Origin of the sequence: Marinobacterium sp. xm-a-127 (assembly GCF_013283425.1) — a bacterium.
GTDB lineage: Bacteria > Pseudomonadota > Gammaproteobacteria > Pseudomonadales > Balneatricaceae > Marinobacterium_E.
Genome location: NZ_WBYH01000001.1, coordinates 656795 through 672080, shown reverse-complemented (window position 1 = coordinate 672080; position 15286 = coordinate 656795). Strand labels below are relative to the sequence as shown.

The window sequence follows — 15286 nt, the reverse complement described above, 5'->3', positions numbered from 1 at the left end:
GGGGGCTTACAGTCAAATCCACCCTCTGTGTTGCGCTTTCTTGACTTAGCCCGCTAGGTCTTCGAAACCACGCCTTGATGATGAATTCGACTGTAAGCCTGAGATGCCATGGACTTATTCGCAGGTTCCCTAGAGCAACGGGATCAATCGCTTATTTGCGATCATCCGAAGTGGCTTCGATACGGTGAATACTTAGATCCGCACCACGGAACTCGTCCTCTTCATCCAGACGGATGCCCGCTACTGCATTCACAATACCGTAAACCAGGAAGCCACCGATCAAGGCCACTGCGATACCTGCAAGAGTACCCACAACCTGAGCACCTAGGCTTACGCCACCAAGACCGCCTAGTGCTTCGCTACCGAAGATACCTGCTGCAATACCACCCCAGGCGCCACATAGACCGTGTAGAGGCCATACACCCAGTACGTCATCGATCTTCCACTTATTCTGAGCCAGTGTGAACAGCCAAACAAATAGTGCACCGGCAATACCACCTACAAACAGCGAGCCAATTGGGTGTAGAACGTCAGAACCAGCACAGATCGCAACAAGACCCGCAAGCGGACCGTTGTGAATGAAGCCTGGGTCGTTCTTACCAAGAAGGGTCGCAACGATGATGCCGCCGACCATTGCCATCAAGCTGTTGACTGCAACCAGACCAGAGATACCGTCCAGTGTTTGAGCCGACATCACGTTGAAGCCGAACCAACCGATACATAGGATCCATGCACCTAGAGCGAGGAATGGAATGTTTGATGGTGGGAACGCCACAACACGATCGTTACGGTAACGACCTTTACGTGAACCTAGAACCAAAACAGCCGCTAGGCCGATCCAACCACCGACACCGTGGACTACGACAGAACCAGCGAAGTCGTGGAAGCCTGCACCAAAGGTCTCTTCAAGCCAGCCCTGGAAACCGTAGTTACCGTTCCAGATGATGCCCTCGAAGAACGGGTAGACTAGACCCACACAGAGTGCAGCTGCGATAAGCATTGGGTAGAAGCGAGCACGCTCAGCCACACCACCCGAGATAATTGCAGGAATCGCTGCCGCAAAGGTCATTAGGAAGAAGAATTTCACCAACTCATAGCCGTTACCTTCCGCTAAAGTGGCTGCATCGGCAAAGAAGGTGACGTCGTAGGCAATCCAGTAGCCAACAAAGAAGTAGACCACTGCAGAGAAACCGAAGTCGGTCATGATCTTAACCAGTGCGTTGACCTGGTTTTTATGACGGACAGTACCTACCTCAAGGAATGCGAAGCCAGCATGCATCGCGAATACCATGATGGCACCCATCAAAATGAATAGTGTATTGGAACTTTGTACCAGTGTTTCAACGGCACTGTTGATCGTTTCCACCCTTAATCTCCTCAAATTGCTTAGAAATGCACATATAGGGTGCAGCTCTATATTTCATGCACACTTTTGGTGCATTTAATGACTATGCGATGAGTTTTAGACGGCTTAATAAAAAAAGATAAAATGTTTTTTCTATCTACTTTCAATAACTTAAAAACTAATCACTCACTTTCAGCAAACTCCGTGCTGCAAGACTGTGCATTAGTTAGCAAGTAACGTACCAACTTTGGGCATTAAACGAATTTTATGCCTTATGGCGGATCTCAAAGCTGTAGTGAATCTTCGAGTTACGTTTGAAATCAGGATCAATCGTACGATGAGAAGTATCCACAATCTCAAAAGCGTCGAGCTGCTCGTAGTCCAACTTAAAGCGGCGATAGTTATTTGAAAAGATCAGAAGCCCACCGGGTTCAAGCAACGCCATTGCCCCTTTAATCAGCATAACGTGGTCACGCTGCACATCTAGGATGTCAGACATTCTCTTAGAGTTAGAGAAGGTCGGTGGATCCATAAAGATGAGATCGAAGGTCTCTGAACGAGGGCGATCAAGCCACTGAATACAGTCCGCTTGAACAAAATCAGCACGTTTAGCGTCAAGTTTGTTCAGTTCAAAATTGCGTCGGGCCCAATCGAGGTAGGTTGCCGACATATCGACACTGGTCGTGCTGATCGCACCACCGGCAGCCGCATGGACACTGGCGGTAGCGGTGTAACAGAAAAGATTTAGGAAACGTTTACCCTTAGCGAGAGACTGAATCTGTTGCCTAACAGGACGATGGTCTAGGAAAAGACCTGTATCTAGGTAATCTCTTAGGTTGACCTCGAACAGACAGCCATGCTCTTGTACCGTCAGCGTCTCACCCTGTTCGGTCTGTCGTTGATACTGATCGCTGCCCTGCTGACGCTTGCGTTGTTTCAATACAATCGAGTCTGTGCCCAAAGCAAACACTCTTCCTACAACGGCCATCACATCTTGAAGTCGCTTAAAGGCCTTTACAGGATCGACTTTCGCAGGCGGCGCATACTCCTGAACCACAATCTGATCAGCGTATCGATCGATTGCGACCGCGTACTCTGGCAAATCAGCGTCATAGACTCGGTATGCCTCGATTGACTCACGTTTCACCCACTTAGAGAGCTGTTTAAGGTTTTTCTTAAGTCGGTTCTCTAACATCAGCGCCCCTTCAGACAGGGGTGCACTATCTTGGTGCACAACATCCGAATCGGAATCTGCACTGTTTTGCGGCACACCCTCCTGCGGGTAGACGGTAAATAGCAGTAATTGACTGGGCAGTGCGCCATTAAAGAGCTTGTAGAGCTTGTCTGCACGCAGACCCATCACCTTGCCAAGCTCAGGGTTCGAAGTGAACACCCCCACACGCCAGTGATGCGCTTGGGCTTTTAAGAAATCACCCAGCTGGCTATACAAAAATCTTAGGCTTGAACGATCACCCAATCGTTCACCATAAGGGGGGTTAGTAATTAACAACCCTTTATCTTCTGGCGAAGGAAGTGACAAGCTAGCCAGATCACAACGTTCAAAATGGACGAGTGACTCGACACCTAAGGCTTGAGCGTTGTTGTTTGCACGCTGCAGAACATTTGAATCGGCATCAAAACCAGTTAGACGAGGGTAACCCTCTCTGTTTAGCCCTGCTTCACGGCGCTGTTTTGCATCTTGGTAGATCTCTTGCCAGATAGACGGCTGGTGTTGGCACCAACGATCAAAGCCCCAGCGACGACGTAACAGACCCGGCGCAATATCCGCCATCATCAATGCAGCTTCAGTGATTAAGGTTCCAGAACCACACATAGGATCAACTAGCTGTTTAAAGTCACCTTGATTGGGCCAACCCGCACGCATCAATAGCGCTACTGCAAGGTTCTCTTTAAGCGGCGCAGCACCGGTTTGAAGTCGGTATCCACGGCGGTGCAGACTCTCACCGGACAGATCAATTGCTACCTGAGCTGTCGTTCTGCGCAGATGAACGTTGATGCGCAGATCAGGGTACTGTTTGGCAACGGAGGGACGACTGCCGGTCTCTTCACGAACGGAGTCAACAATCGCATCTTTCACTTTAAGAGCGCCAAAATGGGTGTTATTGATCGACTCATTACGGCCGTTAAAATCAACGGCCAAAGTCCCTTCAGCCCGGATGTGCTCCAGCCAATTAATCGACTTAATATCGTTATAGAGTGCTTCTGTCGAAGTCGCATCAGCCTCTTTCAATAGCAACAGTACTCTGTTTGCAAGACGTGACCACAAACAGATCGTGTAGGCTGTGGCGAGATCACCCTCTACCTGAACCCCTGCTTGAGTCTCTTTTAACCCCTCTATACCGATCGACTTCAACTCGGCTAGCAGTAAAGACTCAACGCCCTTGGGGCAGGTAACGAATAATTTCATTTCAACACTCAATTTGGTTAACGCCGAATGAAATGAAAAATTTTCATCCGCTATATTAGCCCTATTTTAAAGCATTACGCTTCATCTGTAAGTCACTGATTCAGCCGACTTTGCTGCTGACGCGAAAAGGTTAAACCTATTAGAAGGTGAATTTAAATTGAGCAATACAATTACTTAAAATTGCCAATCTGGTCTATTACTAGGTTGTGACTACCAATTGTTGTCGCCAAAACATCACTGCGAAAGCAGATACTCACTCAATACGAGGCGTATATATGAAAAGACAGAAACGAGAACGTAGCAATTCACTATACAAACGCGGTTTTACTGCCGGACTGGAGGGTAAATCACAGTCAGATTGTCCGGTATCAACGACAGACTTACGCAGCCACTGGATGACAGGATGGCGCGAAGGGCGAGAAGCCCACTGGAATGGCCAATCAGGTGTTTCAGCGATACAGGTCAATCCAAGTTATCACTAACAACATTTAATCAAGTAAGGCTCCTAATGATACCCATAGGAGCCTTTTTCGTTTTAAGATCCTCTCTTCACAGTTAAACACCAATGTTAAGCAGGGCTAATGGAACAGATTTACTTTGCTGGGGGCTGCCTATGGGGTGTCCAAGAGTTCATGCGGCATGTTCCTGGCGTCATCTCCACGCAAGCAGGTCGAGCCAATGGCACGTCTAACAGGACAGACGTTGAGTATGATGGCTATGCGGAGTGTGTACAGATCGACTTCGACCCTGAACAGATAGCCCTAGTCGAGCTGATCGAGTGCTTGTTTGAAATAATCGACCCCTACAGCATCAACCAACAAGGCCAAGATGTTGGGCCTAAATACAGAACAGGGATCTACAGTCGAGAACGCAAACACTTGGACGAGGCAAAACGAATTCTGAAAAGCCGCGAAGATTATAAACAGCTGGCTATTGAGGTACTCCCCCTATCCAACTACGTCAAAAGTGATGACGAGCACCAGGACCGACTGACACGTCATCCCGAGGATCATAGTTTCTGCCACATCCCGCTAGCACTGCTCTATAAATACAAAAAAGCCGCTAATCGATAGCGGCTATTCAGTGTCAAAGCGTTGAGCTTAACGGTGTCCTAATAAACGACGATCACGAATCGCTTCAGCCGCTTCAGTGATCAGTTTAGGACCACGGTAGATAAAACCTGTGTAGACCTGAACCAAGCTAGCACCCGCCTCGATCTTCTCGACAGCGTCAAAACCTTCAGTGATACCACCAGCACCTATGATAGGCAAAGCACCATCCAACTCACGCGCCAAGATTTGGATCGCACGAGTCGATAGGTTGCGAACTGGAGCACCGCTCAAACCACCCGCCTCTTTGGCAAATTCAGAGCTCTCTACACCACCTCGTTCAATGGTGGTATTGGTCGCAATCACCCCATCCATCTCGTAGGTTTTAAGTAGATTAGCAGTTGTTACAAAACCCTCTTCATCCATGTCGGGCGCAATTTTGATCGCGATCGGGACGTATTTGCCGTGAATACCTGCCAAGCGGGCCTGTTCATTCTTCAGCATGTCCAAAAGCAAGTTGAGACTATCACCCTGCTGAAGGTCACGAAGACCCGGCGTGTTTGGTGAAGAGATATTAACCGTTATGTAAGTAGCGTAGGGATACACCTTACGCAAACAGATTAGGTAATCATCGGCCGCATTTTCATTAGGGGTATCTTTGTTCTTACCAATGTTGATTCCCAGTACGCCTTTAAAGTTCGACGCCTCAACATTCTCGATCAGTCGATCTACACCCAGGTTATTAAACCCCATGCGATTGATGATCGCGCTGTGCTCAGGTATGCGGAATAGACGGGGTTTAGGGTTGCCCGGTTGAGGACGAGGAGTCACGGTACCGACTTCAACAAAACCAAAACCCATGGCCGCCAAACCGTTGATAGCACCCGCGTTCTTGTCCAGACCGGCTGCCAATCCAACGGGGTTGGGGAAACGAATCCCCATGACTTCAGTCGGGGCATCCACCATTTTCGCACCAAGAAGCTTCGGCATACCCAGATCGGCGGCCAAGTTCATACTGCTCAGTGCAAGGTCGTGAGACTTCTCGGCATCTAAGCGAAACATCAAAGAGCGGGCTAAGTCGTATAACATGATTATCCAATCGAAATTTTAGTTGGGCGAATTATACAGAGTGGTCATTCTGAATGACAGTTTGCTTAAGTCACCGGTGTCATAAATAATATTCATCTATCTATTCAGGAGATCAGCCGGTGACTCAGCACAATAAGCACAACCGTTTAATGGGCATTTTAGGGGTCCAAGGCGTTGATGTCCGTGAGAACCATAGAGCCAAACAGTGGGGACGACTCTTTGAGTGGCCACTCCTATTTCTGGCGTTTTGGATACTGATCGACTGGTATTTTCAAACCACAAACCATCACGAACAGCTTGCCATTATCGGTTTAAACGACTGGGTGATCTGGGGCTTTTTTGCCTTAGATCTTGTGGTTATGTTGGCGTTGGTAGACAACAGACTACGATACCTAAAAGGCAACTGGATGAGTCTGGTCATCGTGCTAACCGGAATTCCGATTTTATTGAATGCTTTAGGCTTACAAAGTGGCGTCTTAAGATCGCTGAGACTGCTGATTTTTGCCAGTATATTTACACGCCTATCTAGCGATCTTCGCTCGGTGTTGGGCCGGCATAACCTAGGGGTAACACTGGCGATCGCACTGGGATTTCTGATCCTAGCCGCCTTCCTCATCTCTGGACTGGATCCGGCGTTCAAAAACCCGATTGATGGTTTCTGGTGGGCTTGGGTCACGATGACAACCGTCGGCTACGGCGACCTTGTTCCAACCACCCTTGAGGGTCGTATCGTTGGCATGCTTCTGATTTTGGTTGGCATCGCGATCTTTTCAATGCTGACCGCTAGTTTCTCTGTCTTTTTTATCGAAAAAGATGAAGAGGAGAAAAATGACCGGGAAGACGCTATGGTGCGACGCCTTCAGATGCTTGAAGCTCGTTTAGAGCGAATAGAACAAAACCTCAATAAAGCGGTGACTTCGTTGGAGCAGATTCAAACGCTCGAGTCTGAAAAGCGCTCACCCAAAGATTAAAGGATTAGATAACAGCGGTTAATGCTTGATCCAGTGAAGGGTATTTGAAATCAAATCCGTGCTGAGTCAACTTCGCAGGAATCACAGCCACCCCTTCAGTCAGCAGTGCAGCCCCCTCTTTGCCAAGCATCAACTTGGGCATAAAAGCTGGCATTAGCAAAAAGGTTGGACGCTTCAAGACTCTGCCAAGCTCCTCTGTAAATACTTGGTTGGAGACTGGGTTAGGTGCGGTCAAATTGAAAGGCCCACTCGCATCTGGGTTATCAATCAAAAATAGAATGGCGTTGACCTGATCGTCCAGATGTATCCAGGACATCATCTGCTGGCCGTCGACAATGCGACCACCTAAGCCCAGTTTAAAGGCAGGTAGCATCTTCTTCAGGGCGCCACCCTTACCAAGCACGATGCCTGTTCTCAGTAGCGCCACTCTGACACCCTCTTGTTCAGCACTTAAGGCAATGTTCTCCCAGCTTTTGCAAAGCTCACTGGAGAAGTCTTGAACCAGAGGTTGATCCGCCTCAGAAAGCGTCTGATTACTGCGAGTCGCCCCGTAAAAACCGATCGCTGAGCCACTGACTAGCACCTTGGGTTTAACCTCTTGTTGAGCAATCCAACGCACTAACTGCCCCGTAACTCCTTCACGACTGGCACGCAGGGCCACTTTTCGCGAGTGAGTCCAAGGTTTATCAGCGATCGGTAAGCCTGCTAAATTGACAATGGCATCGACAGCGGTGTTCAAGTCAGACAAATTTGAGATTGTTTGAACACCGGCCACTTTCGAGGATCGTTTGTGTATCAATAGAGTGACTCGGTCACCTCGAGCGACGAGCGCTCTAGCGACTGCATCACCAATAAACCCTGTACCGCCTGTCAAAAGAATGTGCATGCTGTTAAACCCTTAACTGTTTGCTTTATCTACGTCCCATGCTAGCGTTCGGACTGCTAAAGCTAAAGGAAGAATCGATAATGTTTACTGGTATTGTTCAAGGTGTGGCGACTGTCACTGCTCTAACCCCAGCCGATAATTTTATGACACTGCAGCTTGAGTTCCCGGAAAACTGTTGTGATAACTTCCAGATCGGAGCCAGCGTCGGACTTAATGGTACTTGTTTAACGATTACCTCATTTGAAGGTAACAGAGCCAAGTTTGATGCGATCCAATCGACACTAGAACTGACCAACCTTGGCGATTTGCAGGTCGGGTCACTGGTCAATTTTGAACGTGCCGCTAAGATTGGCGATGAGATTGGTGGGCACCTAATGTCGGGCCATATTTGCGACCGAGTAGCGATAACAGCGATCGAAAAGACAGAGACCAATTGCCGAGTTGAGTTTGATCGTCCGAGCCAATGGGCACCCTATCTATTGGATAAAGGGTTTGTCGGACTGAATGGCTGTAGTTTGACGATGACGCAAGTAACAGAAGACCGTTTCTCTGTCTGGCTCATTCCAGAAACCTTGGAGCGTACACTGTTTGGCAAAGCAGAGGTAGGTGATCTGATCAACCTAGAGATCGACCCTCAAACGCAAGCGATTGTCGATACCGTCGAGCGTTACCTTCAGGAGCGCGGCAAAAACTGATCTCTGTGCTGCGCGATTAACTGCTCTAACTCAGTTGAGATAGAACGAACATTGGCGCGACGCCTCAGCTCTAGTGGCGTCAGCAGCCAGTAGCTTCGTATAAAGCTAATCTCCTTTGGCAGAACCTGAACAAAACGCGGGTCATCTTGCACCATATAATGGGGTAACACCCCAAACCCTCCACCATTAGCAATAAACTGGAATTGGGACATCACCGTTGCCCCCTGAAAGCGCTCAATCAGTTGGTCATCGATCAATCGGTTAAACCCTAACTGCTCAGTGTAGAGTATATCGGGAATATAACCGGCAAACGGGTGCTGTTTAACCGATTCAATATCCTCTAAATCTACGGAATTATTCTGCAGATACTCACGACCTACATAGAGAAAAAGCTGGTAGTCCGTCAGTTTCTTACAATGAATATCCCGCCTCTCAGAGGGCTCCAATGTGATCGCTATGTCCACCTCACGCTTCATCAAGTTAAGGCTCTGTGGAACGGGTACCAAGCGTAGGTTTAGATCAGGGTTACGATGGACAAAATGGGTTAATTGATTTGCTATAAAGAGGTTTCCCAAACCATCTGGCGCCCCAATTCTTAGGTTCCCGGATAGGGATCGCTGATCTGAAGCCGCTCTCTCTTTGGTCAAGACAGTAATGTCTTCACACTGTTGAGCCAGAGGCAAAACAGCTTCACCGGCCGGAGTGAGGTGCAAGCCTTTATCATCCGCCTCAAACAGTGGGGTTTGCAACGCATCTTCAAGAGCGGCTATTCGACGCGACACCGTTGTATGGTTCACGCCCATTCGTTTTGCTGCAGTCAAATAACGACCCGCGCGAGCGACCTCGAGAAAGTAACGCAGATCGTTCCAATTCAATTTATCATCCATCATCTGTGCAATTTAGCACAACAAACCAGCAAAATAATCAAAAATTACTGCACAAATAATCATAAGATGGTGCACACACTAATAAGCATAGAAAGGATAACGCCATGTCTACTGTCAAAGATCTTGGAACTTACGATTACGTCATCGTTGGCGCTGGGTCTGCCGGCTGTGTATTAGCCAACCGTTTGAGTCAAGATCCAAATACTCGTGTGCTTCTGCTTGAAGCGGGTGGCAGTGACAACCAGTTTTGGGTACATGTTCCAGTGGGTTACCTCTACTGTATAGGCAACCCAAAAACTGACTGGTGTTTCTCAACCGATGCCGAAGAGGGGCTTAATGGTCGTTCACTTATCTACCCTCGCGGTAAAGTAATGGGGGGCTGCTCTTCGATTAACGGCATGATCTACATGCGTGGGCAAGAGCGTGACTATGATGAGTGGGCATCATTAGGCAATGAAGGCTGGAGCTGGCAAGAGGTTCTTCCTTATTTCAAACGCTCTGAACGACACTACCAACCCGCTGATGAGTTCCACAATGATAAAGGGGAACTGTTCGTTCAAGAGCAGCGCTTGAGCTGGCCGATTCTAGAAGCCGTTCGAGAGGCGGCTGAAGAGGTTGATGTACCGAAAACCTCAGACTTCAACCGTGGTGATAATGAGGGTTCAGGTTATTTCCCAGTTAACCAAAAAAATGGCATTCGCTGGAATGCACGCAAAGCCTTTATCAACCCCGTTAAAGCACGTCCTAATCTCACCATTATGACTCACGCTCAAGTCACCAAGCTGCGTATTGAAAACCGACGCGTTGTGGGTGCTGATCTCATCGTTAACGGGCAAGTTGCGAGCGTAACGACCGATAAAGAGCTACTGCTCAGTGCCGGTGCGATCAATTCGCCACAAATTCTACAGCTTTCTGGCATTGGCCCTGCCAAGGTTTTAGCGGAGCACAAAATCGAGATGGTGCACGAGCTCCCTGGTGTCGGTGAAAACCTACAGGACCACCTACAGTTGCGAACCATCTACACCGTTGAAAACACAAAAACTCTGAATGAGTGGCAGTCAACCCTGTTGGGTAAAGCGCAAATTGCGGCTGAATACTTCTTAAAACGTTCAGGCCCAATGTCAATGGCCCCCAGTCAGCTCGGTATCTTTACTAAATCCTCGGATGAGCATGCTACGGCGAACATTGAGTATCACGTTCAACCTCTATCGCTTGAGAAATTCGGTGAGGATCTGCACGAGTTTCCGGCTATCACCGTCTCGGTCTGTAACCTGCGTCCAGAGAGCCGCGGTACCTGTCATATTCAATCGACCGATCCTAATGTTCCGCCAGCAATTAAACCGAACTACCTTTCGACGGACGGCGATCGCAAGGTTGCAGCAGATAGCTTACGCCACGCTCGCAAGCTAATGGCGACTCAGCGTTTACGTGAATTTAATCCAATTGAGTTAAAACCGGGCGCACAGCTTCAATCGGATGAAGAGCTCGCGAAGGCCGCAGGTGATGTCGGTACAACAATATTCCACCCGGTCGGCACCGCAAAAATGGGCAGTGATGAGATGTCCGTTGTGGATGCGCGATTGAGAGTGCACGGCATTGACGGTCTGCGCGTAGTGGATGGTTCAGTGATGCCAACCCTTACCTCGGGTAATACTCATGCACCGATCACTATGATTGCAGAGAAAGCGTCTGACATGATCCTTGAGGATAACGCTTAAACTAAAAGGGGCAGATCAATGATCTGCCCCTTTGGGATTGAGACTATTTGTAGATTCGCTCATCAAAAGGATCTACAGGCTCTTCCAGCATTTCGTCCTCTTTGAAGAAGAGTACGCGTCCTTCGAACTTAAACCCCTTAGTCGAGAACCAGCGTTCTGCCTGTTCACGCCCCTCTTCCGCTTTTCTCACCTCCAACCAAGCCATCACGACTCGATAGAAGAAGATACCAAACAGAGCAGCACTCGCGCCTAAGAAGAAATCAGAGGCTAGAGCGAAGATCAGTAGCACCAATGCAACAATCCAGACCTTAGAGCTTCGCGCATTTTTCAGTGCATCGTTTTCAGCCCCGTACTGATCTAGAAAGTTCAGGTAACGACGGTAGTTCTGTTGCAGATCAAACTTAATCGCAGAATCGATAGAGATAGCCATACCAATGACTCCTATTACACCAAGCTCTTACTAACGACTTCATAAACATCGGGCGACAGCGCCTTCTGCTTCATGATGCGTTCCAGTTGAGCTCTCATTAACTTTTGCTTATCACTAGTATAGCGCTTCCAGCGAGTTAAAGGCGTTAACATTCGCGATGCAATTTGAGGGTTCTGCTCATTCAAGCGAATGATCCAATCAGCCAAGTATTGGTAACCCGAGCCATCCGGCGCATGGAATTGAACTGGGTTTGCACTGGCAAAAGCACCAATCAGACTGCGCAGTTTATTGGGGTTTTTTGCATCAAATAGCTCATCGTTTTCAAGTGCTTTAACTCGATCCAGAGCGCCCTCTTTGGAGTCACAGGCCTGCAGTGAGAACCAACTGTTCATCACCAGCGCTTCACCTGACCACTGCTGCTTGAATGCCGCAAGCGCCTGTTTAGCTGCTTGGGCATCTTCAGAGTGAACCAGTGCCGCCAGTGCAGACTGTTGATCGGTCATATTGTCAGCGTTGTTGAACTGCTCCATTGCTAACTCAATGGCGCTTTCATGGTTTGCAGCGATCAAGTAACTCAAGGCTAAATTTTTCAGACTGCGCTTAGCCACCTGATCTGCTGTTGGTTGGTAAGCCTCTTCAGAGGTGCAACGCTGATAGACTGCCAACCACTCTGGTGCTAGGGCTTTGCCTAGGGCTTTGACAAAAGCTTTACGAGTCGCGTGAATCGCTTCAACGTCAATGACCTCAGCTAATTCACTCAGATAGGCTTCGCTCGGCAAGGTGCATAACTTAGCGAGCATCGCCTCATCTAAGGACTCATCTTCCAGTAACGCTCGCCAAGCATCTAAAAGCGCTGCGTTGGATTCGACCGCCGCACCCGCAATGCCTGCTTGCAGTTTGTTCACTAAGTAGCGCTGTCCCGACTCCCAACGGTTAAAGCCGTCAGTATCAAAACGCATCAGATGCAGCAGTTGCTCATCCGTGTAGTTAAAACGCAACTTAATCGGTGCTGAGAAGCCGCGAAGCAGAGACGGAGTTGGCTGTTCAGAAAGGCCTTCGAAACTAATGCTCTGTACCTCTTCCGTAAGTTCCAAAACACCTGAAGAGAGTTCCGTCCCCTCCTGTGTGAGCAGTCCAAAACGGATGGGCATATGGAAGGGTGCTTTATGATCTTGACCTGGAGTGCTTGGGCAGCTCTGTTTAAAGGTCAGCTGGTAGGTTCCTGATGCAGCATCCCACTGATCAGAGACCTCAACCACAGGAGTACCTGCTTGGGAATACCAGCGTTTAAACTGTGTTAAGTCGCGCCCTGAAGCCTCTTCCATCGCGGCCACAAAGTCATCCGTCGTAACGGCCTGGCCATCATGACGATCAAAGTAGAGATCCGTCCCTTTTCTGAAGGTCTCTTCACCCAAAAGCTGATGGATCATGCGCACCACTTCTGCGCCTTTCTCATAGACGGTCAGCGTGTAAAAGTTTGAGATCTCGATAAACGATTCCGGTCTCACCGCATGCGCCATGGGGCCAGCGTCTTCAGCAAATTGTGCCGTTCTCAGCAGTGTCACATCTTCGATTCGCTTCACGGTTCGCGAGTTCATATCGGCCGAGAACTCCGCATCACGAAAGACGGTAAAGCCCTCTTTAAGACTTAACTGGAACCAGTCACGACAGGTGACACGGTTGCCTGACCAGTTATGGAAGTACTCATGAGCAACCACCGCCTCTACTCGCTGAAACCCAAGGTCTGTAGTGGTCTTTTGACTGGCTAATACACAACTGGTGTTGAAGATATTGAGGCCTTTATTCTCCATCGCACCCATGTTGAAGAAGTCGACGGCCACGATCATGTAGATATCAAGATCGTACTCACGGCCATAGACCTCTTCATCCCAGCGCATCGATCTCTTTAGGGATTCCATCGCATAGGCAAGCTTGTCGTGATCTTTAGGTTCAGCAAAAATTTGCAGCTGAACTTCACGTCCAGAGGCTGTTGTGAACTGATCTTCAATGCAGCTTAAATCACCCGCCACTAAAGCAAACAGGTAGGCGGGTTTGGGGTGTGGATCCTGCCAAGTAGCCCAATGACGTCCGTCATCAGTGACCCCTTTATCAACGGCATTACCGTTTGATAGCAACACGGGATACTGTTCGGGATCAGCAATGATGGTTGTCTCAAACAGGGACATCACATCAGGGCGATCAAGGTAATAGGTGATGCGTCTAAAGCCCTCTGCCTCACATTGGGTACAGAAGACACCATCCGAACGGTAGAGACCCTCCAATGCAGTGTTCAGCTGTGGCTGAATGCGACAGAGCGTTTGCAGAGTAAATTGATCAGGAACAACCTCAATCGTCAGTGACTCATCCGTGACCTTATACTCGCCTTCAGGCACCTGTTGGTCATTAATGCAGATTCGTTTGAGCTGAAGGTCTTTATCGCCATTTAAAATCAGAGGGGCGTTGCGAAGATGAGATTCGGGGTTACGGCGCATCTGCAATGTTGCAAAGACTAACGTCTCCTCTTCATCCAATTCAAAACGAAGCGCTACTGAGTCGATCAAAAATTCAGGAACACGGTAATCTTTTAGATAAATTGTGTTGGGTTGTTCACTCAAGATTGTCTCTCCAATCACGCGAAAAATTTAATGTTGTACGCGCCAAACTTGCGCAGGTTGATCACGCCCGTATCTAACATGAGGTACTGGCCTTTAACCCCTTCTAGGATGCCCTCTACAATGGGCGTTTTATCAAAGTTAAAACTGGTTACCTTGGTGGGGTGGTTACGCACTGGGAAGTTAATTTCAACGACCTCTGCATCCAGCTTACGGATCGCATCGCCAGATTGAGCACTGATGAGCTGTTGCAAGGGCTCATCACAGAGTTCAAACAGACGATCGCGCTCCTGTTTCAGATCAAGAGGCAGAACATCGCCTTTCAACATGGCACGCCAATTGGTTTTATCGGCCACCTGTTTAGCAAATATCGTTTCAACAAGACCTGACTGCAGGCGGTTATCGACCTCCATAATCGGAAGTGCTTGCACAGCACCCTGATCAATCCAGCGAGTCGGGATCTGGGTTTGGCGAGTAATGCCCACCTTGAGCCCTGAAGAGTTGGCAAGATAGACGAGATGCGGGGCAAAACAGTTCTTCAAACCCCAGCTTTCATCACGACAGGTTCCTTCGGCAAAGTGACAGGTTTCAGGCTTAACGATACAGGTGTCACAGCCCGGAAGTTTTTTGAAACAGGGGTAACAGAAACCTTGATTGAAACTTTTATTGGATTTACGACCACAGGAGAGGCAGTTGATTTGTCCGATGTATTCAAGGCGAATGGGTTGGCCAATAAAATCATTCACTAACGGACCAGCCTCGCCGTTCAGGGATAGCTCATAACGGACAGGAGAGTCGAGATGCACTCGCATCTTCTCCAATATACCCTCTGCTCGCAGCGATAAAGCGTCATTAGTCATCGGTTAGGATTCTCAACACGTCAGGCTGCATTGGATCCGAACCATGCTGTTTTCCATCAGGACGAGTACGATCGATGAAACCTACACGCTGATCCTCTGGAATATCACGCGCCACCTCATAGGCAATGACCGCACGCATACTGGTCTCACGCTGTTCAGGAGATAGTTTTTCACCATTGGGCCATTTACCAATTTCAACGGCCACTTTGAGCGCCTGATAGACATCAGGCGTCATGGTTTCGATCATTTTTTCGTAATTCAAACCGCTACCCATTCATTCAAATTTCAAGCGTTCAGAATACCATAGAGAGGATCG

Annotated in this window: 14 protein-coding genes; 5 read left to right on the top strand and 9 right to left on the bottom strand. The window is 48.6% G+C overall.

Going from position 1 to position 15286, the window contains the following annotated elements; translation table 11 throughout:
- Window positions 1-151: 151 nt before the first annotated feature.
- On the bottom strand, window positions 152-1366 hold the full coding sequence (locus XMA127_RS03285) for an ammonium transporter (protein WP_173483283.1): 1215 nt from the start codon (window positions 1364-1366) through the stop codon (window positions 152-154).
- A gap of 244 nt (window positions 1367-1610) precedes the next feature.
- Window positions 1611-3773 (bottom strand): bifunctional 23S rRNA (guanine(2069)-N(7))-methyltransferase RlmK/23S rRNA (guanine(2445)-N(2))-methyltransferase RlmL, encoded by a 2163-nt coding sequence (rlmKL, locus tag XMA127_RS03280; RefSeq protein ID WP_173483284.1) that lies wholly within the window; start codon window positions 3771-3773, stop codon window positions 1611-1613.
- A gap of 275 nt (window positions 3774-4048) precedes the next feature.
- On the opposite strand from rlmKL, the gene rmf reads away from it, so the two are divergent.
- Together rmf and XMA127_RS03270 are read left to right on the top strand one after the other, a co-directional pair.
- Window positions 4049-4255: a ribosome modulation factor gene (gene rmf, locus XMA127_RS03275; RefSeq protein WP_173480583.1), complete on the top strand. Its 207-nt coding sequence runs from the start codon at window positions 4049-4051 to the stop codon at window positions 4253-4255.
- A 99-nt stretch (window positions 4256-4354) separates the two neighbouring features.
- Complete coding sequence (locus tag XMA127_RS03270) at window positions 4355-4846, top strand: peptide-methionine (S)-S-oxide reductase (RefSeq protein ID WP_173484654.1); 492 nt, start codon at window positions 4355-4357, stop codon at window positions 4844-4846.
- 27 nt (window positions 4847-4873) lie between these two features.
- Here the strand turns inward: XMA127_RS03270 and XMA127_RS03265 are convergent, their stop codons facing one another.
- A complete protein-coding gene (locus XMA127_RS03265) occupies window positions 4874-5911 on the bottom strand; it encodes a quinone-dependent dihydroorotate dehydrogenase (RefSeq protein WP_173495227.1) in 1038 nt (345 codons plus the stop codon).
- 119 nt (window positions 5912-6030) lie between these two features.
- Here XMA127_RS03265 and XMA127_RS03260 point away from each other — a divergent pair, with 119 nt between their 5' ends.
- The gene (locus XMA127_RS03260) at window positions 6031-6882 is read left to right on the top strand and encodes an ion channel (RefSeq protein WP_173480580.1); all 852 of its coding nucleotides are present in this window, start codon (window positions 6031-6033) and stop codon (window positions 6880-6882) included.
- A 4-nt stretch (window positions 6883-6886) separates the two neighbouring features.
- Here the strand turns inward: XMA127_RS03260 and XMA127_RS03255 are convergent, their stop codons facing one another.
- The gene (locus XMA127_RS03255; protein WP_173495226.1) at window positions 6887-7768 is read right to left on the bottom strand and encodes a TIGR01777 family oxidoreductase; all 882 of its coding nucleotides are present in this window, start codon (window positions 7766-7768) and stop codon (window positions 6887-6889) included.
- A gap of 80 nt (window positions 7769-7848) precedes the next feature.
- Between XMA127_RS03255 and XMA127_RS03250 the strand changes: the two genes are divergently transcribed.
- Entirely contained in the window at window positions 7849-8463 is a 615-nt protein-coding gene (locus XMA127_RS03250) for a riboflavin synthase subunit alpha (protein ID WP_173495225.1), read from the top strand.
- Here the strand turns inward: XMA127_RS03250 and XMA127_RS03245 are convergent.
- Window positions 8442-9338, bottom strand: coding sequence for a LysR family transcriptional regulator (locus XMA127_RS03245; protein WP_173480577.1), 897 nt, complete (start codon window positions 9336-9338; stop codon window positions 8442-8444). The genes XMA127_RS03250 and XMA127_RS03245 overlap by 22 nt on opposite strands.
- Before the next feature lie 116 nt (window positions 9339-9454).
- Between XMA127_RS03245 and XMA127_RS03240 the strand changes: the two genes are divergently transcribed.
- A complete protein-coding gene (locus tag XMA127_RS03240) occupies window positions 9455-11068 on the top strand; it encodes a GMC family oxidoreductase (RefSeq protein ID WP_173484652.1) in 1614 nt (537 codons plus the stop codon).
- 43 nt (window positions 11069-11111) lie between these two features.
- Here the strand turns inward: XMA127_RS03240 and XMA127_RS03235 are convergent, their stop codons facing one another.
- From XMA127_RS03235 to XMA127_RS03220, 4 genes are read right to left on the bottom strand one after another with little or no spacing between them, the layout of a single operon-like run.
- Window positions 11112-11498: a hypothetical protein gene (locus XMA127_RS03235; protein ID WP_173483291.1), complete on the bottom strand. Its 387-nt coding sequence runs from the start codon at window positions 11496-11498 to the stop codon at window positions 11112-11114.
- A gap of 14 nt (window positions 11499-11512) precedes the next feature.
- Window positions 11513-14116, bottom strand: coding sequence for an aminopeptidase N (pepN, locus tag XMA127_RS03230; protein ID WP_173495269.1), 2604 nt, complete (start codon window positions 14114-14116; stop codon window positions 11513-11515).
- A gap of 11 nt (window positions 14117-14127) precedes the next feature.
- The gene (locus XMA127_RS03225) at window positions 14128-14970 is read right to left on the bottom strand and encodes a DUF2797 domain-containing protein (protein ID WP_173498907.1); all 843 of its coding nucleotides are present in this window, start codon (window positions 14968-14970) and stop codon (window positions 14128-14130) included.
- Complete coding sequence (locus tag XMA127_RS03220) at window positions 14963-15232, bottom strand: YeaC family protein (protein WP_173480573.1); 270 nt, start codon at window positions 15230-15232, stop codon at window positions 14963-14965. Before XMA127_RS03220 ends, XMA127_RS03225 begins: the two co-directional genes overlap by 8 nt.
- Window positions 15233-15286 lie beyond the last annotated feature (54 nt).